Annotated in this window: 18 protein-coding genes; 9 read left to right on the top strand and 9 right to left on the bottom strand. The window is 68.6% G+C overall.

The features are described 5' to 3' along the window. Positions 1-127: 127 nt before the first annotated feature. A complete protein-coding gene (locus tag DES41_RS20405; protein WP_114469469.1) occupies positions 128-1,096 on the bottom strand; it encodes a Bug family tripartite tricarboxylate transporter substrate binding protein in 969 nt (322 codons plus the stop codon). Positions 1,097-1,306: 210 nt separating this feature from the next. Between DES41_RS20405 and DES41_RS20400 the strand changes: the two genes are divergently transcribed. Genes DES41_RS20400 through DES41_RS20385 form a run of 4 tightly spaced genes read left to right on the top strand, consistent with a single transcriptional unit; the run spans position 1,307 to position 4,809 of the window. Next, positions 1,307-2,536, top strand: a complete 1,230-nt coding sequence (locus tag DES41_RS20400; RefSeq protein ID WP_114469468.1) for a CaiB/BaiF CoA transferase family protein — start codon at positions 1,307-1,309, stop codon at positions 2,534-2,536. Next, the gene (locus DES41_RS20395; protein WP_245965791.1) at positions 2,536-3,156 is read left to right on the top strand and encodes a glutathione S-transferase family protein; all 621 of its coding nucleotides are present in this window, start codon (positions 2,536-2,538) and stop codon (positions 3,154-3,156) included. Before DES41_RS20400 ends, DES41_RS20395 begins: the two co-directional genes overlap by 1 nt. Beyond that, positions 3,149-3,820, top strand: coding sequence for a flavin reductase family protein (locus DES41_RS20390; RefSeq protein WP_114469467.1), 672 nt, complete (start codon positions 3,149-3,151; stop codon positions 3,818-3,820). Before DES41_RS20395 ends, DES41_RS20390 begins: the two co-directional genes overlap by 8 nt. 14 nt (positions 3,821-3,834) lie before the next feature. Beyond that, on the top strand, positions 3,835-4,809 hold the full coding sequence (locus tag DES41_RS20385; RefSeq protein ID WP_114469466.1) for a Bug family tripartite tricarboxylate transporter substrate binding protein: 975 nt from the start codon (positions 3,835-3,837) through the stop codon (positions 4,807-4,809). A gap of 183 nt (positions 4,810-4,992) precedes the next feature. On the opposite strand, the gene DES41_RS20380 is transcribed toward DES41_RS20385, so the two are convergent. Continuing rightward, complete coding sequence (locus tag DES41_RS20380; RefSeq protein ID WP_170168239.1) at positions 4,993-6,612, bottom strand: tannase/feruloyl esterase family alpha/beta hydrolase; 1,620 nt, start codon at positions 6,610-6,612, stop codon at positions 4,993-4,995. A gap of 297 nt (positions 6,613-6,909) precedes the next feature. Continuing rightward, positions 6,910-7,827 (bottom strand): alpha/beta fold hydrolase, encoded by a 918-nt coding sequence (locus DES41_RS20375; protein WP_245965790.1) that lies wholly within the window; start codon positions 7,825-7,827, stop codon positions 6,910-6,912. Positions 7,828-8,102: 275 nt separating this feature from the next. Here DES41_RS20375 and DES41_RS20370 point away from each other — a divergent pair, with 275 nt between their 5' ends. After that, positions 8,103-9,191 (top strand): porin, encoded by a 1,089-nt coding sequence (locus DES41_RS20370; protein ID WP_170168238.1) that lies wholly within the window; start codon positions 8,103-8,105, stop codon positions 9,189-9,191. Positions 9,192-9,234: 43 nt separating this feature from the next. Here DES41_RS20370 and DES41_RS20365 read toward each other — a convergent pair whose 3' ends face one another. The 4 genes from DES41_RS20365 to hrpA form a co-directional block, all read right to left on the bottom strand. After that, the gene (locus DES41_RS20365; RefSeq protein ID WP_114469464.1) at positions 9,235-10,041 is read right to left on the bottom strand and encodes an amidohydrolase family protein; all 807 of its coding nucleotides are present in this window, start codon (positions 10,039-10,041) and stop codon (positions 9,235-9,237) included. Next, positions 10,038-10,610: a carboxymuconolactone decarboxylase family protein gene (locus DES41_RS20360; protein WP_114469463.1), complete on the bottom strand. Its 573-nt coding sequence runs from the start codon at positions 10,608-10,610 to the stop codon at positions 10,038-10,040. Before DES41_RS20360 ends, DES41_RS20365 begins: the two co-directional genes overlap by 4 nt. Before the next feature lie 73 nt (positions 10,611-10,683). Next, positions 10,684-11,685: a LysR substrate-binding domain-containing protein gene (locus DES41_RS20355; protein ID WP_114469462.1), complete on the bottom strand. Its 1,002-nt coding sequence runs from the start codon at positions 11,683-11,685 to the stop codon at positions 10,684-10,686. Positions 11,686-11,730: 45 nt separating this feature from the next. Then, positions 11,731-15,591, bottom strand: a complete 3,861-nt coding sequence (hrpA, locus tag DES41_RS20350) for an ATP-dependent RNA helicase HrpA (RefSeq protein ID WP_114469461.1) — start codon at positions 15,589-15,591, stop codon at positions 11,731-11,733. Between the two features lie 101 nt (positions 15,592-15,692). Here hrpA and argA point away from each other — a divergent pair, with 101 nt between their 5' ends. Then, positions 15,693-17,042, top strand: coding sequence for an amino-acid N-acetyltransferase (argA, locus tag DES41_RS20345; RefSeq protein WP_114469460.1), 1,350 nt, complete (start codon positions 15,693-15,695; stop codon positions 17,040-17,042). On the opposite strand, the gene DES41_RS20340 is transcribed toward argA, so the two are convergent. Then, positions 17,043-18,680, bottom strand: coding sequence for an HD domain-containing phosphohydrolase (locus tag DES41_RS20340; protein WP_211333015.1), 1,638 nt, complete (start codon positions 18,678-18,680; stop codon positions 17,043-17,045). A gap of 276 nt (positions 18,681-18,956) precedes the next feature. Here DES41_RS20340 and aat point away from each other — a divergent pair, with 276 nt between their 5' ends. Genes aat through DES41_RS20325 form a run of 3 tightly spaced genes read left to right on the top strand, consistent with a single transcriptional unit; the run spans position 18,957 to position 21,252 of the window. Next, positions 18,957-19,730: a leucyl/phenylalanyl-tRNA--protein transferase gene (gene aat / locus DES41_RS20335; protein WP_114469459.1), complete on the top strand. Its 774-nt coding sequence runs from the start codon at positions 18,957-18,959 to the stop codon at positions 19,728-19,730. Continuing rightward, positions 19,718-20,464 (top strand): arginyltransferase, encoded by a 747-nt coding sequence (locus DES41_RS20330; RefSeq protein WP_114469458.1) that lies wholly within the window; start codon positions 19,718-19,720, stop codon positions 20,462-20,464. The genes aat and DES41_RS20330 overlap by 13 nt, the downstream gene beginning before the upstream one ends. Next, positions 20,461-21,252, top strand: a complete 792-nt coding sequence (locus tag DES41_RS20325) for an IclR family transcriptional regulator (protein ID WP_114469457.1) — start codon at positions 20,461-20,463, stop codon at positions 21,250-21,252. The genes DES41_RS20330 and DES41_RS20325 overlap by 4 nt, the downstream gene beginning before the upstream one ends. A gap of 28 nt (positions 21,253-21,280) precedes the next feature. Here the strand turns inward: DES41_RS20325 and pbpG are convergent, their stop codons facing one another. Next, positions 21,281-22,363, bottom strand: coding sequence for a D-alanyl-D-alanine endopeptidase (pbpG, locus tag DES41_RS20320; protein ID WP_114469456.1), 1,083 nt, complete (start codon positions 22,361-22,363; stop codon positions 21,281-21,283). Between the last annotated feature and the right edge of the window lie 7 nt (positions 22,364-22,370).

Raw genomic sequence — 22,370 nt, 5'->3', positions numbered from 1 at the left:
GAAGTTGACTGACGCGCGTTGCCGAACACGAAGGCCAGCACGCGGCTGCGATTCATCGCGTCAGCGCAGGGCGCGCTCTGCGGTGGCGGCGTAGCGCGCACGCGCTGCGGCGCGCGCGCCCTTGCGCCTATTCCAGCTTGGCGCCGACCGCCTTGGCCAAGGCCCCCCAGCGTGCCGACTCGGCCGCGATGAACGGCGCGAACTCCTCGGGCTTGCTGCCCACCACCTCCACGCCCTGCTGGTCGAACTGCTTCTGCAGGTCGGGCGAGCGCAGCGCAGCACCCACGCTGCTGTAGAGCTTGGCCACGATGTCGGCCGGGGTGCGCGCTGGCGCGAGCATGCCGTACCAGTTGTAGGCCTCGACCTTGGGCAGGCCCAGCTCGGCCACGGTTGGCACGTCCTTCAAGACCGGGATGCGCTTGTTGTTCGTGACGGCCAGCGCGCGCAGCTTGCCGGACTGGATGAAGGGCAGCGCCACCGGAATGTCGACCACCATCATGTCGACCTGGCCGCCCAGGATGTCGGTGATGGCCGGGGCCGCGCCGCGGTAGGGGATGTGGTTGATCGTCAGCCCGGCCTCGCGCCGCAGCAACTCGGCCTGCAGGTGCGGCGTGGTGCCGCTGCCGGCCGATGCGTAGTTGATCTTGCTGGAGGGGCCAGTGGCGGCAGCCTTCAGTTCGGCAAAGTTCTTGTACGGCGAGGCGCTTGAGACCACCAGCACGGCCGGCACCTTGAGCGCCTGGGTGACGGCCATCAGATCCTTCTGCGGGTCGTAGGGCATGCTGGCCGCGATGTGCGGCACGATGGCCAGCGCACCGGCGGACGAGAACAGCACGGTGTAGCCATCGGGCGCGGCCTTGGCCACCGCGTCGGCACCGAGCAGGCCGCCAGCGCCGCCCTTGTTGTCGATCAGCATGTTCTGGCCCAGCGCGGTGCCGACCTTGGCGCCCAGCGCACGCGCCGTCTGGTCGACCGGGCCGCCGGCCGGGAACGGCACGACCACGCGGATCGGCTTGCTGGGCCAGGCTTGCGCGAAGGCAGAGAACGCAGCCATGCCCAGTGCGATGGCCGCGGCGGATTTCAAGAACTTGTGCATGTCGATGTCTCCACGGGTTTGAACGTGCTGGCACTGTAGGAAGCCGCCCGCCGCCTGCCACCAAGGCCACGCGCATACCTGCTATGCAAGCCCGGCCGCATCCGGCGCCTGCTATGCGCCAAGGCGCATCACAGCCTTGCCGGCTGGCTGGTAGCCCCGGGCGGGCGCAGCTTCCAGAATCGGCCACATCCCCCAAAGGAAACCATTCAGATGACCACCGCCCAAGGCCCGCTCTCGCACGTCAAAGTGCTCGACCTCAGCCGCATCCTCGCCGCCCCCTGGGCCAGCCAGATCCTGGCAGACCTGGGGGCCGAAGTCATCAAGGTCGAGCGCCCCGGCGCCGGCGACGACACGCGCACCTGGGGCCCCCCGTTCCTGAAAGATGCCGAAGGCCGCGACACCAAGGAGGCCGGCTACTACCTGGCCGTGAACCGCGGCAAGCGCTCCATCACCGTCAGCCTGGACACGCCCGAGGGCCAGCAGATCGTGAAGGACCTGGCGCTCAAGGCCGACATCGTGCTGGAGAACTACAAGGCCGGCACGCTGAAGCGCTACGGCCTGGACGAGACCTCGCTGCGCAAGATCAATCCGCGGCTGATCTATTGCTCCGTCACGGGCTTCGGCCAGACCGGCCCGCGCCGCGACCAGCCGGCCTACGACTTCCTGATCCAGGCCATGGGCGGCATGATGAGCGTGACCGGCGAGCGCGACGACCGGCCCGGCGGCGGCCCACAGAAGGTGGGCATCCCCATCGTCGACCTGATGACCGGCATGTACACCGCCGTCGCGGTGCTGGCCGCGCTGGCGCGCCGCGACCAGACCGGCGTGGGCGACAGCATCGACATCGCCATGCTCGACGTGCAGGTGGCCACGCTGTCGAACCAAGCCATGAACTACCTGGTATCGGGCAAGCTGCCCAGACGCAACGGCAACGCGCACCCCAACATCCAGCCGCAGGACGTATACGCCTGCGGCGACGGCGACGTGATCCTGGTGGTGGGCAACGACGGCCAGTTCGCCAAGCTGTGCGAGGTGCTTGGCCGCGGCGCGTGGAGCACGGACGAGCGCTTCGCCACCAACGCCCAGCGCGTGCGCAACATCGGCGAGCTCTCGGCCCTGCTGCGCGCGCAGTTCGCCGAGTGGCCGCGAGAGCAGCTGATCGCCGCGCTGGACAAGGCCGGCGTGCCCTGCGGTGCCATCAACAGCGTAGCCGAGGTGTTCGAGGAGCCACAGGTGCAGGCGCGCGGCATGCTGCGTCACGTGCCCCACCCCGCTGGCGTGGACGTGCCACAGGTCGCCAGCCCGATGCGCTTTGCCGAAGCGCCGCTGCAGACACAAACTGCACCGCCGCTGCTGGGCCAGCACAGCGACGCCATCCTGACCGAGCTGGGCTACACCGCCGAGCGCATCGCCGGCCTGCGCAGCGCGGGAGCCATCTGATGGCGGCCAGCACGATGCGGCTGCACTGGTCGCCAAAGTCGCCCTATGTGCGCAAGGTCATGGTCTGCGCGCACGAACTGGGCCTGCTGCCGCAGCTGGAGCTGGTGCGCTCGGTGGCTGCCATGCAGAAGCCCAATGCGGCGCTGATGCAGGACAACCCGCTGTCCAAGATCCCCACGCTGGTCTGCGCCGATGGCACACGGCTGTTCGACTCGGTGGTGATCTGCGAGTACCTGAACGCGCAGGCCGACGGCCTGCTGTTCCCCCAGGAGGGCACCGCCCGCTGGCAGGCGCTGCGTTGGCACGCCCTGGGCGACGGGCTGCTGGACCTGGCCATCCTGTGGCGCAACGAGCGCGAACGCGTCCAGCCCCTGCAGGCGCTGATCGATGCCTTCGAACTGAAGGCCCGTGCCACGTTGGTCCTGCTGGACGCCGAGGCCGGCGCGCTGCAGGTCGCGCCCATGTCCATCGGCACCTTGACCGTGGGCTGTGCGCTGGGCTACCTGGACTACCGCTTCGACAGCTTCGGCTGGCGTGAACAGGCGCCGCAGCTGGCACAGTGGTTCGAGCAGCTCAGTGCCCGGCCGTCGTTTCAGGCCACGGTGGCCGTCGATGGCTGAGCCGAGCGCGGGCTTCGTCTGTGTTGACGGGCAGGCTCTGGACACCGAGACCGCCTACCGCCTGGTCATCGGCTGCGTGGCGCCGCGCCCCGTGGCCTGGATCACCAGCGTGGACGAAGAGGGCCGCGCCAACGCAGCGCCCTTCAGTTCGTACAACTATGTGGCGACCAGCCCGCCGATGCTGGCCATCAACATCGCCCAGCGCGCCGGCGACGGCCGCACCAAGGACACGGCGCGCAACATCCTCACGTGCCGCGAGTTCGTCGTGAACGTGGCGACCGAGCACAACATGGAACTGATGCACCAGAGCGCGCAGGAATTCGCGCCCGAGGTCAGCGAGGTGGAGGCGCTGGGCATCCCGCTGCTGCCCAGCCGCCACGTGAAGCCGCCGCGCATCGCCATCGCGCCGGTGCAGATGGAGTGCCGGCTGGACCAGGCCATCGTGCTGGGCCGCGGCATCAACACGCTGTACATCGGCGAGATCGTGGCCTTCCATCTCTCGACCGAGATCTATGACGGCCAGCGCGTGGACACCGCGCGCATGCGGCCCATCGCGCGCCTGGGCGGCCCGTTCTACGCAGGCCTGGGCGAGATCTTCCACCGGCCCATGCTGCAGCGCCCGCCGGGCGGCGAAGGCTGGGGCCCGCTCCCGACAAACAACTGAAGAGTGAGACAGAAATGCGCCCGATCCACCGACGTTCTGTGCTGCAGGCGGCCGCCGCGCTGGGCCTGGCGCCGGCGCTGCACGCCCAGGACGCCTACCCCACGCGCCCGATCAAGCTGGTCAACCCCTACGCGGCTGGCGGGCCGGCCGACACGCTGGCGCGCGGCCTGGCACGCCTGCTGGAACAGCGGCTGAAGCAGCCTATCGTGGTCGACAACAAGGCCGGCGGCGCTGCCACCATCGGCACCGGCTTCGTCGCGCGCTCGCGGGCCGACGGCTACACGCTGTTGATCGGCACCTCGGCCGGTCACGTGGTCACGCCGCTGATGCAAAAGGTCCCGTACGACGGCCTGGGCGATTTCGCCTTCATCGGCGGCGTGGGCAACCAGCCCAGCGTGCTGGTGGTGCACCCCTCGGTGGGCGTGTCGACCGTGCAGGAACTGATCGCGCTGGCGAAGAAGGAGCCCGGCAAGCTCAACTACGCCTCGGCCGGCAGCGGCGGCGGCACCCACCTGGCGGCGGAATCCTTCTTGCAGCGTGCCGGCATCCAGATCAGCCACGTACCCTATGGCGGCGCAGCGCCCGCGATCAAGGATGTGCTGGGCGGCCAGGTGCAGATGGGCATGCTGAACCTGGCGGCCACGCAGGCCTTCATCGCCGACGGCAGGTTGAAGCCCCTGGCCTATGGCGGGGCCCAGCGCTCGCCCCTGCTGCCGCAGGTGCCGACCATGGCCGAGGCCGGCTTCAAGGGGTCGCAGGTATCCACCTGGTACACGCTTGCCGCGCCCAAGCGCACGCCGGTCGACGTGATCGAGACCCTGCGCAAGGCCATGGCCGATACGCAGGCCGACCCGGCCTACCAGACGCTGCTGTCGTCGCTGGGCGCCGAGCGGCTGGACTTGTCGCCCGCGCAGACCACGGCCTTCGTGCAGGCCGACAAGGTGGCGATGACACATTTGCTGGGCAAGTTGAATCTGTTGGACAAGTAAGCCTGGCTCATTAGCGACAGGGGATGCAGGCCGCGCCACTGGTCGACGAAGCACATCCCGTCCGGGCCACGACGATGGTCTGCTCCGCGCAGCGAAATCGTGGAGGAGCCGCGCGCGGCCTGCACCTCCACGCGCGGCGACTCATGAACGGCTCGATCTGCTTTCTCGGGCGTGGTTGAGCGGTCACGGCGCAGTGCAGCGAAAGCTGGCTGCATCGTCGACGCTTCCCGAGCCGACGTATCGTGCGATCTGGGGGTAGGCGCAGATGTTTCGCGTGCGGCCGGGGAACCGCGATCCCGTGGCCACCAAGAAGTCGGGCGCCACGCCCTTCTCGACCCATTCCTGGATGGCGGCGACAGGATCGAACCGGTCAAGCGCGGCACCGCCAACGGAATGGCCCATGCCCGGAAAGTTGAAGAGGCGCGCGAACTGTTTGGTCGCCTCGAGTCCGCCATTGGCCGCCACCAGCTCGCGATACCAGCGATTGACCCCGCTGGGGTTCACCAGCGTGTCGGCCAGTCCCACGTAGACGATGTGCTTGCCCTTGCGCGCCTTGAAGCCGTCGTAGTTGGTCGAGTTGGTTGCGGTGTAGGCGGCCGATGCGAGCATGCTGGCCGGGTCGGTGTCGAAGTTGAACTTGAGGTAATCGAAGTCCGGCGCGGCCGGTGTCATGAAGACGTACTTGATCGACTGATTGCTGAACTTGCTGGAGTTGGGAATGGGTCCGGTCGCCGTACCGATCTGGTCACTGCGCCATTCGGGTTCGCCGATGCCGGTGTCCCACGGTGCCGGCGGATAGAGTAGCGCGCCCGCCGAGTTGCGCGGCCCGGTCATGACCTTGTTGAATGCGGTCACTTGCGGGGCGGACAAGCATGTGTCGGCCTTGCCCCCCGGACACTGCAGTTCGCTCGCGTCGAAGGTGCACGCGGGGTAGTTCTCGATCAAGCCATCGGCCACACCGTCCAGCGCATCGCACTTGCTCAGCACTGCTGCGGCAATGAGCTTGAGGTCGCCGTCGGTGTAGGCCTTGCTGAGGATCGGCTGCCCATTGGCGTTCTTCGGGGCGATGGCGGTGAACTCCTGCAGCATCTGCATGGAGCCGATCTGGGCCAGGTGCTGCTCCAGGATCGGCGCGCCGGAAACGATGCCGTCAAAGTGCAGCGGAAAGCGCTGCGCCATCATCATTCCCTGGCGGCCGCCGCCCGAGGTCCCGACGTAGTAAGAGTACTGAGGCGCCTTGCCGTAGAACTTGCCGATGACCTCCTTGGCCATCACCGTCACCTTGTCCATCGCGTTGTAGCCCCAGTCGATGCGGGCTTGTTGGTCGAGCCCGAAAGTGGCGTCACGTCCGTTGACGCCGGTATGCCCCATGTCGCTGGTGACGACGGCAGCACCTTGCGCCAACGCAGGAACTCCGCCTGTGCGCTGGAAGCCGTAGGCCAGCGGAATGCTTCCGTCAACGCCGCCGCCGCCGAGGAATTGAAAACGTCCGTTCCACGTGAGCGGCAACCTGAGTTCGAAGCCGATGCTGTAACGCACTCCGTTCACGCCGGTACGGGGGTTGATCTCACCCGTGACAACACAGTGTGCCGGCATCGTGACAGTGCCTGAACGCACCACATCGGTGTCGATCTGGATTGCGCTCTTGAACACGGTGTTCGCATGGCTGAGTCTCTGCACCGCGGTGCAGTCCGGCGCGAGCGCCGTTGCCGCCGGCGTGTCAGGAGTGGCGTCGTCGCCACCGCCGCATCCGGTCGCCAGAAGTGCGATGGAAGCGATCGCGCCGAGGGTTTTGCTGTTCATGGGTGTCTCCAGTGTCAGACGTTGATGGCCGGGCTTTCCGCCCGGGAAAGCGACTCTATGGGTGGCGTCGTCGGCGAGCCAGACGCCGCCAGGCATAGCTGTCTTTCGCAAAGCCGCAAAGCGCAGTGGGTGCGTCGCGCTGCGCAGGTTCAGCGCTACAGGGTGTCGGGGCTGGTCTGCACAACCCGCGGCACCACGGCCTCGTGGCCGGCCACGGGGCGCCCCAGGCCCTGGGTGGGCTCCAGCGCCATCGACACGATGCGCTGAAGCCCCGGTGCGCACCACTCAGGTCGTTGCTCAGCGTGGCAGGCGGTCGGCCCAATCGGCCACGGCGTCGGCGGTGGCCAGCGGCTTCTCGGCGGGCAAAGCGTGGCTGGCCCCTTCGATGACCTGGACCGTCACGCGATCGGGAAACTCGTCCTTCAGTTCGTTGCGCGAATTCGCCGGACGGAACGGGTCGGCGCCGGCCATCAGATCGAGCATGGGCGCCCGGCCCGCGGCCCACCAGTCGGCCTGCCGGGTGCGCTGGCGCGCGGCGCGCTGGCTGCGCGTGACGTCCTGGTGCCAGCCGTCCAGCCAGGGCCGTGGGTCGTTGCCCTCGGCGAAGAATCCCAGCCGCAGGCCGGCCAGGCGCTGCGCTTGGGTCGACGCGGGGTCGTTGATCATGGTGATCGCGTCGCTGAGTTCCTTGGGCCAGGTGCGCGCGCCGGCCGCCAGCAGCACCACGCCGCGGGTCAGCGCGGGAAAGTCCGTTGCGATCACGCGCGCGATCCAGTTGCCATAAGCATGGCCGGCCACGATGGCCGGGGTGCCGCCCTCCTGCTCGATCACGGCGGCGAAGTCCTTGGCGAAATCGTGGAAGCTGATTCCGTCCATCGCGCCGACGCTGCCACCGATGCCGCGCGGCTCGGGCCGCAGCACGCGGTATCCGCGCGCGGCCAGGCGTTCGGCCAGCAGGCCGAACTCCTCGGTGCCGCGACCGGTCGACGCAATGACCATCACCAGCGGTCCGCTGCCCTGTGCGTGGTAGACGATGGTGGCGCCGGGGGCCTGCACCGTCTTGCGTTCGGGGCCGCTCGCGGCCACGGCGAAGGGCAACAGGCAGGCAGCGGCCACAAGGCCCTGCGCGACGCGGCGCCGGGCGCGGTCGCGCAATGGCGGCGCTGCATGGTCATGGCGGTGCATGCAGTCGTGCGTGGATGGGTTGGCGTTCATGGCGGTCTCCTGAAATCGATGGATGGCGTGTCGCGGCGCGCATGCAGCGCCGCGTGGTCGCAGTGTCAGGACCGAACTGCTCGCACGTAAGGCTGCAGCCGGCAATGCAGCTATGCACCGGCCGCCAACTCCAGACGCGAACGAGCGCCCGTATTGCGCAACGGGAGAAGACAGCTTTGCGCCGCGTGGGCTGGCTGCCGCGTGCCCCGATTCCTAGACTGCCCGCCACCCTTTCGCAGCAGGCGAACGGGCCTCATCCACCACCTCGAAGAACCATGAAGACAATACGTTCCACTGCCACGTTTCCCTGCATCCTGGCGTTCGGCCTCGGGCTGGCCACCGCGGCCCATGCACAAGGCGAGCCTGCTGGCGGCGTCACCATCTACGGGCTGATGGACGCATGCCTGACCCGCTCGGACCGAGGCGCCGACAGGGCGACGGCGATCAACAGCGGCTGCCTCTACGGCTCGCGCCTTGGGTTTCGCGGCACCGAGGACCTGGGCGGCGGCCTGCGTGCCTCTTTCGTGCTGGAGACCGGGCTGACCATCGACACCGGGGAGCTGGCGCAGGGCGGTCGCGCGTTCGGACGCAAGGCGCTGGTGTCTCTGGCCGGGCGCTGGGGCGCGATCGAGATGGGTCGCGACTATGCACCGGCGTTCTACGTGGTACAGCCCATCGATCCGATGGCGCTGGGGATCGGCACCGCCAGCAGCACGCTGTGGACCGGGGCCGCGAGCACGAGTGCGGCGCGCAACAACAACGTGGTCAACCTGCTGTCCCCGACCTGGAATGGTTTGTCGCTGCGCCTGCAGGCCACGGTGGGCGACGAGCGCGCGGACGGCAGCCGCAAGGCCCGAGGGCTGAACGTGTTGTACCGCAGCGGCAAGACGCTGGCAGGCATTTCGCACACCCGCGTCGACAACGCCGACGACCTGGCCCACGATGCCGGCACCACCGTCGGCGTGCGCCATGACTTCGGCGCATTCACGCTGGCCGGCATCGCGCAATCCGGCGCCTGGCGCGGCACGCGAACGACCAGCGCAGCGAGCGCGACCAGCATCTTCAGCCGCAGCTACCGCAGCTATCTTGTTGGGGGCTCCGTGCCGGTGGCTGCCACGACAAAGGTCAACGCCTCATGGAAGCGCTACGACGACCGCACCGCGGGCAACTTCGATGCAAGCCAACTGAGCGTCAACGTCGTGCACACGCTGTCGCGCCGGACCGACCTCTACGCCGGCTACTCGCGGCTGAAGAACCTGCGCGCATCGTCCTACAGCGTGTCCGATGCAAGCACCGCCTACACGGGCGTGACGCCAGGTGCGTCTACATCGCTGCTGGCGGCAGGCATCAAGCACACGTTCTGATGCGGCAACGCCCGGCCCACTGGATGTGGGCCGGCGCTGCTGGTCAGCGGTACAGGGTTTCGGGATTGGCCTGCAGGATCTGCTCCGCCACGGCCGCGCTGCCGGCCCAGTCCTTGAACATCGCCAGCAGTTGCGCAGCGTCGGGCTCGGGCGTCACACGCAGGTGCGGCCAGTCGCTGCCCCAGACCAGGCGCTCGGGGTTGGCCTCGGCCATCTTCTGCTGGAAGGCGCGGCCGGCCTGCCAGTCCGGCGCACTCAGCAGGTTGCGGTAGGCGCAGAGCTTGACCCAGACCTTGCCCGTGGCCAACAGATCCAGCAGCGTGCGAAAGCCCGGCTCGTCCACACCGGCCGCCACGTCGAAACCGCCCATGTGGTCGATGACGACCGGCAAGGGCAAGGCCTTGAGCTGCGCCGCGATATCGGGCAACACCTTGCAATCGGTCCACAGCTCGGCGTGCAGGCCGGCATCAGCCAGTTGCGGCGCGAGCGCCAGCAGGTCGTTGAACGAGGCGCTCCCGGCGAAGTTGGCTGCGCCGCTGCGGTGGCTGAAACGCGCGCCGCGCACACCGCGCGCGCGCAGGCCGGCCAGCGGCAGCGCGTCGCCAGGCTGCACGACGACCACGCCGCGCCAGTCGGGCCGGGCGGCCAGCGCGTCGAGCAACAGCTGGTGGTCCTTGCCGTAGGCGCTGGCATGCACGAGCACGCCACGGGCCAGGCCCAGGCGCTGCAGCAAGGCTTCGTACTGCGCCTCGACGGCCTCGGGCGGCGTGTAGCTGCGCTCGGCCGCCAGCGGGTAGCGCGCGTAAGGGCCGAACAGATGGGCGTGGCAGTCCCAGCCAGCGCGGGTCATGCCAGCGCTCCGTGTTGGGGCAGCGGGAACGCCGGCGCCACGCCTTCGGGCAGCGGGATCTCGTGGCAGTTCAAGGTCATGGCGACCAGCGTGTAGTAGCCGATCAGCGCCGTGAGCTCGACCACGCCGCGCTCGCCGAAGCAGCCCAGCGCGCGCGCGTAGGTGGCGTCGGAGACGGAGCGGTGGCGGTTCAATTCGACAGCGTAGTGGTAGAGAGCCGCATCGTCTTCCGCCAGGTCGGCCGGTTCGGTCTGCGCCAGCAGGGCCGCGATGACGGCGGGCTCGATGCCGGCCTTCTCGGCTTCGCTGCGATGGGCGTACCACTCGAAGGGCGACTGGCAGGCGCGGCCGGTGACGAGGATGGCGATCTCGGATTGGCGCGGTGTGAGCGTGGTGCCATAGCGCAGCAGCGCGCCGAAGGCCTGCCATCTGTCGGCCAGCTCGGAGTTGTGCAGTGCGGCGCGCAGCGGGCCCTGGATGCGGCCACGCGGGCCGGAGACGATGCGGTCGTGGACTGCGCGCTGCCCGTCGTCCATGGTGTCGTTGGGGAATAGCGTGATGCGGGGCATGCGGTCATCTCCTGTCGGCCAAAGCTGGCCTGCCAGCTTAGAGGCTGCGGCGGGGCCCGCGTGTGCTGGCTCGTCAAGGCTGATATGCGGCAGGCGGCAAGCCGCCGGTCGCTGCGGTGCCCGAGCGCCACATGCCGCTGCGCGCGCTGTCCTCGACGATCTGCACGATCTCGGCCGCCACGGCGGCCACGGCCCGGCTCGGGCCCTTGCTGCGCGCCAGCGCCATGGACACGATGCGCTCCAGGGTCGGCGACGCGATGCGGGCCGCCTGCAGCTTGCCTTCCTTCACCTCGGACCACACGGCGTGGATGGGCAGCACGGTGTAGAGCCGGGCCTCGGCCACCGTGGAGCGCATCAGCGGCAACGAATCGGCCTCGATGACCGGGGCCAGCGTGATCCGCTCGTGCCGGGCCATGGCGTCCAGCGCGGTGCGCAGGCCATTGGGCACACCGGGCAGGATGAAGGGCAGCTCGTGCAGCGCGGAGAACGGCACTTCTTCGGCGGCCGTCAGCCGGTCGCCCGCGGCGCCGATCAGGTAACTGTCCACCGTGGCCAAGGCCTGCTCGCTCTCGGGCGGAGCACTGCCGTAGCGGTACAGGATGGCGATGTCGACCCGCGCGTCGGCCAGCCATTCCTCGACCTGGCCGCTCGAGCCCTCCAGCACCTTGAGCTGCACGGCAGGGTGCTTCTCGCGCAATTGCTTGAACAGGCGTCCGACCATGGGGTTGGTGATGGAAGGCAGCGAGCCGATGGTGACGCGGCCGGCCGGCTCGCGCGCCTCGCCCAGGATTTCCGCCTCCAGCTGCTCGGCATCCGACAGCAATGCCTTGACCAGCGGGAAGATGCGCTGGCCGACATCGGAAAGCGCCACACCGCGGCCGGTGCGGTTGAACAAACGCGCCTTGCACTCGCGCTCCAACGCGTTGAGGTGGCGGCTCAGCAGCGACTGATTGCTGTCCAGGAATAAGGCCGCGCGGGTGAGGCTCCCCAGCTCGGCGATGGCCAGGAAGGCGCGCCACTTCTGCAGGTCGGAGGTCAGATCCAGCCGCAACTGCGTGGGCTTGTGGGACTGCATGGGAATCACCGTCTCCAGGTGAACGAAAAGGGCTGGATTGTGGCGCTACTGGTTCAGCTGCGCCCAGGTCTTGTCCAGCCGCTTCACGCTCACTGGCTGCGGCGTGCGCAGCTCCTGCGCGAAGAAGCTCACGCGCAGCTCCTCCAGCAGCCAGCGCAGCTCCTGCATGCGGCTGTCGACCTGGCCCTTGCGCTCGGCCACCAGGCGCCAGTAGCGCTGCTCCTGGGGCCTCAGTTCCGCCAGGCGCGTGGCGTCGCGGGCTGGATCGGCACGCAGCTTGTCCAGCCGCAGCACGACGGCCTTGAGGTAGCGCGCGAAGTGCTGCAGCTGCGGCCAGGGCGTGACAGCCAGGAAATCCTTGGGTACCAGGCGCTGCAATTGCTGCTGCACGTCGGCGGCCACGTCGGCGTTCGGCCTCGCGTCCTTGAGCTTGCGCAGCGCGGCGGCGTACTCGACGAGGATGGTGCCGGCCAGCCGCGCCACTTCGTTGGCGATGAGCGTGAGCCGGCCGCGGCCTTCGTCGATGCGGCGCTTGAAGGCCTGGGCGTCGGTGGGCAGCGGGTCGAGCAGGAAGGCGCGGTCCAGCGCCACGTCGATGATCTGGGTGCGGAGCATCTCCTGTGTGCCGAGAGGCATGTAGGCCACGGCCATCTTCTGCAGGTCGGGGATGTTCTTTTCGAGGTACTTGAGCGCGTCGCGGATCTGCAGCGCGAACAGCCGGCGCAGGCCGGCGCGGTGCCTGGCAGCGGCCACATCGGGCTCGTCGAAGACCTCGATGCGCACCGCGTCGCCATCGTCGATGAGCGCCGGGAAGCCGATCACGCTCTGGCCGCCCTTGCGGATCTCCAGAAGCTCAGGCAGTTCGCCGAAGTCCCATTGCGTGTGGCGCTGGTTGGCGGGCAGCGTGGGTGCGGGCGGCGCAGCGGGCGGTGCCGCGGTGGCCGGCGCAGCGGCCCTGGCGGCAGCGGGCGCCGGTGCCGGCGCCGCGGTGGTCTTCAGTGCTGCCAGGGCCTGGAACGCGCCCCGCGCCTGCGTGCCGAGTTCGGCCTTGAGCGCGCCCAGGTTGCGGCCCATGCCACGCTGGCGGCCGTGCTCGTCCACCACCTGCAGGTTCATGAACAGGTGCGGGCTCAGCGTGTCGAGCTTGAAATCGGCCTTCTTCACGTCGATGCCGGTCTGGTCGCGCACGGCCTTGAGCAGCACGTCGACCAGGCCGCCCTGGCCGAACGGCAGTTCGGCCGCGAGCCGCGCGGCCGATTCCGGCAGCGGCACGAAGCGCGAGCGCGGGCGCTGCGGCAGGCTCTTGAGCAGGGCCTGGATCTTGTCCTTGAGCATGCCGGGCACCAGCCACTCGCAGCGCTCCTCGGCCACCTGGTTCAGCACGAACAGCGGCACCGTCACGGTCACGCCGTCGCGCGGGTTGCCGGGCTCGTGCAGGTAGCTGGCCGCGCAGTCCACGCCGCCCAGGCGCACGGTGCGCGGGAAGGTCTCGGTGGTGATGCCGGCGGCCTCGTGCCGCATGAGTTCTTCGCGCGTGAGCTGCAGCAGCTTGGGGTTGGTGCGCGAGGCGTCGCGCCACCAGGCCTCGAACAGGCGGCCACTGTGCACCTCGGCCGGCAGCTGCGCGTCGTAGAAGGCGTAGATGAGCTCCTCGTCGACCAGCACGTCCTGCCGGCGCGACTTGTGCTCCAGGGCCTCGACCTGGGCGATGGTGCGCGCATTGGCGGCGGCGAACGGCAGCTTGGTCTCCCATTCGCCGGCCACCAGGCCCTGGCGGATGAAGATCTCGCGCGCGCCGGCCGCGTCCACGCGGCTGTAGGGCATGCGGCGGTTGTTGTAGATGACCAGGCCATACAGCGTGGCGCGCTCCAGCGCCACCACCTCGGCCGCCTTCTTCTCCCAGTGCGGGTCGAGCAGCTGCTTCTTGAGCAGGTGCGCGCCGACCTCTTCCAGCCACTGCGGCTCGATGTTGGCGATGCCGCGGCCAAAGAGGCGCGTGGTCTCGACCAGCTCGGCCACGGCGATCCAGCGGCCGGGCTTCTTCTTCAAGTGCGCGCCCGGGTGGCGGTGGAACTTGATGCCACGCGCGCCCAGGTAGAGGTCTTCGTCCTCGGGCTTGAAGCCGATGTTGCCGAGCAGGCCGGCCAGCATGGCCTTGTGCAGCTGCTCGTAGCTGGCGGGCTGGTCGTTGAGCTTCCAGCGGTGCTCGGTGACCACCGTCAGCAGCTGGCTGTGGATGTCGCGCCATTCGCGCACGCGGCGCATGTTGATGAAGTTCTGGCGCAGCAGCTGCTCGTACTGGCGGTTGCTGAGCTTGTGGGTTTCACCATGGCCGCCGCGTGCATCGTGGATCCATTGCCACAAGCGCAGGTAACCGCTGAACTCGCTCTTCTCGTCGTCGAATTTGGCGTGCTGCTGGTCGGCCTGGGTCTGCGCGTCCATGGGCCGGTCGCGCACGTCCTGCACCGACAGGGCCGAGGCGATGATGAGCACCTCGGTCAGAGCCTGGCGTTCGCGGCCGGCCAGGATGATGCGGCCCACGCGCGGGTCCAGCGGCAGCCGGGCCAGTTCCGCGCCCACGGGCGTCAGCACGTTGTTGTCGTCCACCGCGCCGAGTTCGTTGAGCAGCTGGTAGCCGTCGGTGATGGCGCGCTTGGAGGGGGCCTCGACGAAGGGGAAGTCCTCGACCTCGCCCAGGTGCAGCGACTTCATGCGCAGGATCACGCCGGCCAGCGAGCTGCGCAGGATCTCGGGGTCGGTGAAGCGTGGGCGGCCGTTGAAGTCGTCCTCGCCATACAGGCGGATGCAGATGCCGTCGGCCACGCGGCCGCAGCGGCCGGCGCGCTGGTTGGCCGCGGCCTGGCTGATCGGCTCGACCAGCAGCTGCTCGACCTTGCTGCGCAGGCTGTAGCGCTTGACGCGTGCGGTGCCGGCGTCGACCACGTAGCGGATGCCGGGCACCGTCAGCGAAGTCTCGGCCACGTTGGTGGCCAGAACGATGCGCCGCTTGCCGCGCAGCACGAAGATCTCGTCCTGCTCGGCCTGCGAGAGGCGCGCGAACAGCGGCAGCACCTGGGCGTCGCGCAGCACGGGCTGGTGCTGCAGGTGGCCGCGCAGGTGGTCTGCCGCCTCGCGGATCTCGCGCTCGCCGGGCAGGAAGACCAGGATGTCGCCGCCCTGGCGCGGATCGCGCCAAAGTTCGTCCACGGCATCTGCGATGGCTTCGTTCAGGCCGTAATCGCGCGACTCCTCGTACGGGCGCCAGCGCTGCTCCACCGGGAACATGCGGCCCGAGACGTAGAGCACCGGCGCCGGGCCCTGGTCGCTCTTGAAGTGTTGGGCGAAGCGGTCGGCGTCGATGGTGGCCGAGGTGACGATGACCTTGAGATCGGGCCGGCGCGGCAGGATCTGGCGCAGGTAGCCCAGCAGGAAATCGATGTTGAGGCTGCGCTCGTGCGCCTCGTCGATGATCAGCGTGTCGTAGGCCTTGAGCAGCGGATCGGTCTGCGTCTCGGCCAGCAGGATGCCGTCCGTCATGAGCTTGACCGAGGCGTTGCGCGAGAGCCGGTCCTGGAAGCGCACCTTGAAGCCGACCACGTCGCCGAGCGGGGTCTTGAGCTCCTCGGCGATGCGCTTGGCGACCGAGCTGGCGGCAATGCGGCGCGGCTGGGTGTGGCCGATCAGGCGGCCCTGCCCGGCCGGGGCGTTGGCCTTGCCGCGGCCCATGGCCAGCGCGATCTTGGGCAGCTGCGTGGTCTTGCCGGAACCGGTCTCGCCGCAGACGATGACCACCTGGTGGGCGGCGATGGCGGCCTGGATCTCGTCGCGGCGGCCGGAAACGGGCAGCGATTCGGGAAAGCTCAGCGTGTAGGCTGGCGCCGGGGGCGCCGCGAAGGCTTCGGGCATATGGAAAGGGGGCGCGTCCCGCGCAGGGACTTCGTAGAGAATCCGGGATTATCCCAGTGCAGCCTCTGCACTGCCCCGCCCCACGCGCAGACCCGCCACCCATGTCCGCTGTTTTCAATTTCACCTTCGTCCCGTGGTTCCGCTCGGTCGCGCCGTACATCCACACGCACCGGGGCAAGACCTTCGTGGTCGGCATGGCCGGCGAAGCCATCGCCGCCGGCAAGCTGCAGTCCATCGCGCAGGACCTGGCGCTGATCCAGGCCATGGGCGTGCGCATCGTGCTGGTGCACGGCTTTCGGCCGCAGGTGAACGAACAGCTGCGCGCCAAGGGCCACCAGGCCCGCTATTCGCACGGCATCCGCATCACCGACGAGGTGGCGCTGGACTGTGCCCAGGAAGCCGCCGGCCAGCTGCGCTACGAGATCGAAGCCGCCTTCAGCCAGGGCCTGCCCAACACCCCGATGGCCGGGGCCACGGTGCGCGTGATCTCGGGCAACTTCATCACGGCGCGGCCGGTGGGCATCGTGGACGGCGTGGACTTCCAGCATTCGGGCTCCATCCGCAAGGTCGACGTGGCCGGGCTGTTGCGCACGCTGGACATGGGCGCGCTGGTGCTGCTGTCGCCGTTCGGCTTTTCGCCCACGGGCGAAGCCTTCAACCTGACCATGGAAGAGGTGGCGACGAGCGTGGCCACCGCGCTGCAGGCCGACAAGCTGATCTTCCTGACCGAGGTGCCGGGCATCCGCATGCAACCCGGCGAGCCGGCGTCCGACGACAACCCCATCGACACCGAGCTGCCGCTGGCGGCCGCCGAGCAGCTGCTGGCCCAGCTGCCGACGCCGCAGCAACCGACCGACACGGGCTTTTACCTGCAGCACTGCGTGAAGGCCTGCAAGACCGGCGTGGAGCGCAGCCACATCCTGCCCTTCGCGCTGGATGGCGCGCTGCTGCTGGAGATCTACGTGCACGATGGCATCGGCACCATGGTCATCGACGAAAAGCTGGAGAGCGTGCGCGAGGCTTCCAGCGACGACGTGGGCGGCATCCTGCAGCTCATCGAGCCGTTCGAGAAAGACGGGACGCTGGTCAAGCGCAGCCGCACCGAGATCGAGCGCGACGCCCACCTGTACACGGTGATCGAGCACGACGGCGTGATCTTCGCCTGCGCGGCGCTGTACCCCTACCCAGAGGCCAAGACGGCCGAGATGGCCGCGCTCACGGTGTCGCCGCAAAGCCAGGGCCAGGGCGACGGCGAGAAGGTCTTGAAGCGCATCGAGCACCGCGCGCGCCAGGCGGGCCTGAACAGCATCTTCGTGCTGACCACGCGCACCATGCACTGGTTCATCAAGCGCGGCTTCCAGCCGGTGGACCCGGATTGGCTGCCCGAGGCGCGCAAGCGCAAGTACAACTGGGACCGGCGCAGCCAGGTGCTGGTCAAGAAGCTCGGCTGATCACTCGGCCGCCGGCTCCAGCGCGGCGGGGGGCACGACGTCCATCTGGCCGCTGTCCAGGAAGCGCTCGGCGTAGCGGCGGTAGACGGCCCGGTTCATGAACACGTCGAAGAGGTCCGGGTCGATGTGGCCGTTCTTCTTGAAGCGCACCATGATTTCCAGCGCCTTGGACACCTTCATGCCCGGCTTGTAGGGGCGGTCGGCCGCCGTGAGCGCCTCGAAGATGTCGGCGATCCCCAGCATGCGCGCCTGCAGCGACATCTCGTGGCGCATGAGCCCCTTGGGATAGCCGCGCCCGTCCATGCGCTCATGGTGGCCGCCGGCGAACTCCGGCACGTTGCGCAAGTGCTTGGGCCAGGGCACCTGCTCGAGCATGCGGTTGGTCGCGACGATGTGGTAATTGATGATGTCGCGTTCCTTGGCGGTCAGCGTGCCGCGCCGGATCGACAGGTTCTCCACCTCGTCGTCGGTGAAGAAAGGCAGGTCTGGGCCCTGGGGGCCAGACCAGCGGCGGCGCTCGGACAGCGACTGCAGCTGCGCCACCGTGCCTTCGTTGAAGTACTCGGTGCCGCGGTTGAGCTTGCGGATGAACTCGCGCTCCTGGTCCAGCGCCGCCTGTTCGGTCGTGCAGGCCGCCGCCGCCACGGCTTCTGCGACCGGATCGACGGAGGGGCGCAGCGCCAGCTGGCGCTTGAGCGCCGCGATCTCCAGGTCGCGCCGCACCACCTCGAAGCGCGTGTCGACCAGCGCGATGCGGTCGAACAGGGTTTGCAGCTTGGTCGCCTTGTCGACCACGTGCACGGGCGTGGAGATCTTGCCGCAGTCGTGCAGCAGGCCGGCGATCTTCAGTTCATAGCGGTCGCGCTCGGTCATCTTGAAGCTGGCCAGCGGACCGTCCTCGGTGGCGTCCACCGCGTCGGCCAGCATCATGGTCAGTTCCGGCACGCGGTTGCAGTGCCCACCCGTGTACGGCGACTTGTCGTCGATCGCCATGTTGATCAGGTGGATGAAGGACTCGAACAACTCCTCCAGCTGGATGATCAGTTGCCGGTTCGAGAGCGCGATGGCCGCCTGCGAAGCCAGCGACTCCACAAGCCGCTGGTCGGCCTCGGAGAAGGTGACGACACGGCCCAGGTCAGGCTCCTGCGCATTGATGAGCTGCAGCACGCCGATGACCTCGCCGTCGTGGTTCTTCATCGGCACCGTCAGGAAGGACTGCGAACGGTAACCGGTGCGCTGGTCGAAGGCGCGCGTGCCCGAGAAGTCGAAGCCCTCCTCGGCGTAGGCGTCGGCGATGTTGACGGTGCGGTCATGGATGGCGGCGTAGGTGGCCACCATGCTGTCGTTGAAGCTGCCGTCGGCGTTGACCAGTTGCAGCAGCGGAAATCCGATCGGCCGTCCGGTGGTGCCGCCCAGGAAGATGTCCAGCGAGTTCGTGCGCATGATCTCGAAGCGCAGGGCGCTGCCGTCCTCGGTCATGCGGTACAGGGTGCCGCCGTCGGCATGCGTGATGTTCTTGGCCGCGATCAGGATGCCCTCGAGCAAGGCATCTGTGTTGCGCTCCTTGGACAAGGCGGCGCCGATTGCATTGAGCTGGTCCAGCCGGGCCAGCAGATCCCCCACGAGGTCCATCGCCATTGGTCTTTGTCCTTGTCCTGGATTGCGCACTCCATACCAGCGACCACCCAGCGGGAAAATGAAGCGTGCACCGCATGTACTGCGCACCGGTTGCGTGGCGCGATGTGCCATTATTTGTGCAGAGCCAAGCCACAACGCAGTCGTGACAGCACTTTGGCGCGACTACCTCAACACAAGTGAGCATCAACGTGCGCATCATCGACCGCGGGCGGGCCCTGTGCGGCTGATCCCAACGCCATTCGTCCAGCCCGGACTTCCGCCGGGCGCACCCTGGCCATGACGCCGCGCCGCCCTGCCCTGCCCTGGCTCGCGCCCGGAGAACCGCTGCCCCCGGTGGTCCAGGCCTGGGGGCCGGAGGACCCCGCCCCCGGCCTGCTGGCCGCAGGTGGCAGCCTGGACGTGGACAGCCTGCGCGCGGCCTACGGCCACGGCGTCTACCCCTGGTTCAGCGAAGGCCAGCCTATCCTGTGGTGGAGCCCGGACCCGCGCATGGTGCTGCGAACCGGCGCGTTCCGGCTGCACCGCTCGCTGCGCAAGACGCTGCAGCGCTTTGTCGCCACGCCGGGCTGTGAAGTGCGGTTCGACAGCGCCTTCGGCGATGTGGTCCGCGCCTGCGCCAGCAGCCCGCGCGAAGGCCAGGCCGGCACCTGGATCGTGCCCGAAATGGTGCGCGCGTACGAGGATCTGCACGCGGCCGGCACCGCGCACAGCGTGGAGACCTGGGTCGACGGGCGGCTGATGGGCGGCCTGTACTGTGTTGGCCTGGGGCGGGCCGTGTTCGGTGAATCCATGTTCGCGCGCGCCACCGATGCATCCAAGATCGCGCTGGCCGCCCTGGTGGCGTGGTGCCGGGTGCATGGCGTGGTGCAGGTCGATTGCCAACAGAACACGCGGCACCTGGCCTCGCTCGGCGCCGCCGAAATGCCGCGCGCGGACTTCGTGTCGCGGCTGCGCCAGGATGCACAGGCGCCCGATCCGCCGTGGTTATTCGACCCCGTATACTGGTCCGCATTGTTCACTCCAGTGTCCCGTACGGCGTGGCCCACCTGAACGATCTCCCACTGCAGACGCTGCAGTTCTACGCGACCGCGCCGTATCCGTGCAGCTATCTGGCGGAACGGCAGGCCAGGTCGCAGGTTGCGACACCCGGGCATCTCATCCAGAGCGACACCTATTCGGAACTCGTGCAGAAGGGTTTCCGGCGCAGTGGCATGTTCACCTACCGTCCGCATTGCGACGGCTGCCAGGCCTGCCTGCCGCTGCGGGTGCTGGCCAACCGCTTCCGGCCTGACCGCAGCCAGCGCCGGGCGCTGGCGCGCCACGCCGACCTGCAGGTGCGCGTGCTCAAGCTGTGCTTCGTGCCCGAGCACTACCAGTTGTACCTGCGATACCAGAACGGCCGCCATGCCGGTGGCGGCATGGACCACGACAGCATCGACCAGTACACGCAGTTCCTGCTGCAAAGCCGCGTCAACTCGCGGTTGGTGGAATTCCACGAACCCGGCGTGAACGGCGCGCCGCCCCGACTCAAGATGGTGTCCATCCTGGACATCCTGGACGACGGCCTGTCGGCCGTCTACACCTTCTACGAACCCGAAGCCCATGCCAGCTACGGCACCTACAGCGTGCTGTGGCAGATCGAGCAAGCCCGCAGCCTGGGCCTCGCGCATGTCTACCTGGGCTACTGGATCGGCCAAAGCGACAAGATGAACTACAAAGCCCGCTTCCAACCCCACCAGCTGCTGCGCGATGGCCATTGGCAGGACGGCCCTGCCCAGCCATGAAGAAGACCGAACAGCAAGCTGGCGGCACCCCCACGGTCCAGGTCATCGAGCGCATGTTCGCGCTGATCGACGTGCTGGCCTCGCGCGAAGACGCCATGTCGCTCAAGGAGATCAGCGAGAAGACCGGGCTGCACCCGTCGACCACGCACCGCATCCTGAACGACCTGGCCACGGGCCGCTTCGTCGACCGCCCCGAGCCGGGCAGCTACCGGCTGGGCATGCGCCTGCTGGAGTTGGGCAACATCGTCAAGGGGCGGCTGAGCGTGCGCGACGCGGCGCTGACCCCCATGCGCGAGCTGCACCGGCTGATCCAGCAGCCCGTGAACCTGAGCCTGCGCCAGGGCGACGAGATCGTCTACATCGAGCGGGCCCTGTCGGAGCGCTCGGGCATGCAGGTGGTGCGCGCCATCGGCGGCCGGGCGCCGCTGCACCTGACATCGGTCGGGAAATTGTTCCTGGCGGCCGACGATGCGCAGCGCGTGCGCGCCTATGCCACGCGCACGGGCCTCGCCGGCCACACGCGCAACAGCCTCACGCAGCTTCCGCTGCTCGAGCGCGAACTGGCCAAGGCACGCGTGACGGGTGTGGCGCGCGACAACGAGGAACTGGAACTGGGCGTGCGCTGCATGGCCGCTGGCATCTACGACGACCAGGCCCGGCTTGTCGCTGGCCTGTCGATCTCCTCGCCGGCGGACCGGCTGGACGAATCATGGCTGCCCAAGCTGCAGCAGACGGCCAACGAGATTTCAGCCGCGCTGGGCCACCGCGCCGGCAACAACGACATCTGATCCGCGCGGGCGCCCGGCCCGCGCCCGGTCAGCGGCGCGTAGAGATCGGCACCAGCGCCGCCGCACTGTGGCCGCCAGCGGTGATGGCGGCAGCGGTGGTGGACTCGACCCACTTGCGCACCCGCTCGGCATCACCCAGACGGCTCAGCTTGCCGGCCGAATCCAGGAACACCATGATGACCTTGCGGCCCGCGATGCTGGCCTGCATTACCAGGCACTGGCCGGCTTCGTTGATGAAGCCGGTCTTCTGCAGGCCGATGTCCCAATCCGGGTTCTTCACGAGCCGGTTGGTGGTGTTGAACTGCAGCGTACGGCGGCCGACGTCGACGGCGTAGCTCGGCGAGGTCGACAGCTCGCGGATCAGCGGCTCGCGGTAGGCGGCGCCGACCAAGAGCGCCAAGTCATGGGCGCTGGACTGGTTGTTGGGCGACAGGCCCGTCGGCTCGACATAACGCGTGTCCTTCATGCCCAGCTGCTCGGCCTTGGCGTTCATGCGGCTCACGAAGGTCGCCATGCCGCCCGGGAAGGTGCGGCCCAGTGCGTGGGCGGCGCGGTTCTCGCTGGACATCAGCGCCAGGTGCAGCAGTTCGCCGCGGCTCAGGCTGGCGCCGACGACCAAGCGCGAACGGCTCCACTTCTCGGTGTCCACGTCGTCCTGGGTGATCGTGATGACCTCGTCCATCGGCAGCTGCGCCTCGTTGACGACCACGCCCGTCATGAGCTTGGTCAGCGAGGCGATCGGCAGCACGGCGTTCTCGTTCTTGCGCAGCAGGACTTCGTCGGTTTCCTGGTCGATGACCAGGGCGACGCTGGACTTCAGGTCGAGCGGATCGTCGGCGGCGTGCAGGCCGGCCAGCTGGCCGAACGAGGGGCGCACGGGAATGATGGCGGCCCGCGGCGTCTCGATGCGCTGGCGGCCCTGCACGCTGACCTTGATACGGCGTTTCGGCGTGGCGGCGGCGGTCTTGCGCTCGGCCTGGCGCTTCTCGGCCACGACCTTTTTCTTGCGCGGAGCGGCATCGGCCTGGGGCAAGGCCAGCATGAACAGGCAGGAAAACACGACGAGCGCTTGCGTCAAACGATGCAAGCCGGAAAAACGAGAAGAAGTCATGCGCCCA

The organism is Pseudorhodoferax soli, assembly GCF_003337555.1.
GTDB classification, from domain to species: domain Bacteria; phylum Pseudomonadota; class Gammaproteobacteria; order Burkholderiales; family Burkholderiaceae_C; genus Pseudorhodoferax; species Pseudorhodoferax soli.
Note: the sequence above shows the minus strand (reverse complement) of the source record. Positions and strands in the feature narration are given on the sequence as shown.

Coding starts and splice junctions, on each gene's coding strand:
- DES41_RS20405 (WP_114469469.1), bottom strand. CDS start 1,096: ATGCACAAGTTCTTGAAATCCGCCGCGGCCATCGCACTGGGCATGGCT.
- DES41_RS20400 (WP_114469468.1), top strand. CDS start 1,307: ATGACCACCGCCCAAGGCCCGCTCTCGCACGTCAAAGTGCTCGACCTC.
- DES41_RS20395 (WP_245965791.1), top strand. CDS start 2,536: ATGGCGGCCAGCACGATGCGGCTGCACTGGTCGCCAAAGTCGCCCTAT.
- DES41_RS20390 (WP_114469467.1), top strand. CDS start 3,149: ATGGCTGAGCCGAGCGCGGGCTTCGTCTGTGTTGACGGGCAGGCTCTG.
- DES41_RS20385 (WP_114469466.1), top strand. CDS start 3,835: ATGCGCCCGATCCACCGACGTTCTGTGCTGCAGGCGGCCGCCGCGCTG.
- DES41_RS20380 (WP_170168239.1), bottom strand. CDS start 6,612: ATGAACAGCAAAACCCTCGGCGCGATCGCTTCCATCGCACTTCTGGCG.
- DES41_RS20375 (WP_245965790.1), bottom strand. CDS start 7,827: ATGAACGCCAACCCATCCACGCACGACTGCATGCACCGCCATGACCAT.
- DES41_RS20370 (WP_170168238.1), top strand. CDS start 8,103: ATGAAGACAATACGTTCCACTGCCACGTTTCCCTGCATCCTGGCGTTC.
- DES41_RS20365 (WP_114469464.1), bottom strand. CDS start 10,041: ATGACCCGCGCTGGCTGGGACTGCCACGCCCATCTGTTCGGCCCTTAC.
- DES41_RS20360 (WP_114469463.1), bottom strand. CDS start 10,610: ATGCCCCGCATCACGCTATTCCCCAACGACACCATGGACGACGGGCAG.
- DES41_RS20355 (WP_114469462.1), bottom strand. CDS start 11,685: ATGCAGTCCCACAAGCCCACGCAGTTGCGGCTGGATCTGACCTCCGAC.
- hrpA (WP_114469461.1), bottom strand. CDS start 15,591: ATGCCCGAAGCCTTCGCGGCGCCCCCGGCGCCAGCCTACACGCTGAGC.
- argA (WP_114469460.1), top strand. CDS start 15,693: ATGTCCGCTGTTTTCAATTTCACCTTCGTCCCGTGGTTCCGCTCGGTC.
- DES41_RS20340 (WP_211333015.1), bottom strand. CDS start 18,680: ATGGCGATGGACCTCGTGGGGGATCTGCTGGCCCGGCTGGACCAGCTC.
- aat (WP_114469459.1), top strand. CDS start 18,957: ATGACGCCGCGCCGCCCTGCCCTGCCCTGGCTCGCGCCCGGAGAACCG.
- DES41_RS20325 (WP_114469457.1), top strand. CDS start 20,461: ATGAAGAAGACCGAACAGCAAGCTGGCGGCACCCCCACGGTCCAGGTC.
- pbpG (WP_114469456.1), bottom strand. CDS start 22,363: ATGACTTCTTCTCGTTTTTCCGGCTTGCATCGTTTGACGCAAGCGCTC.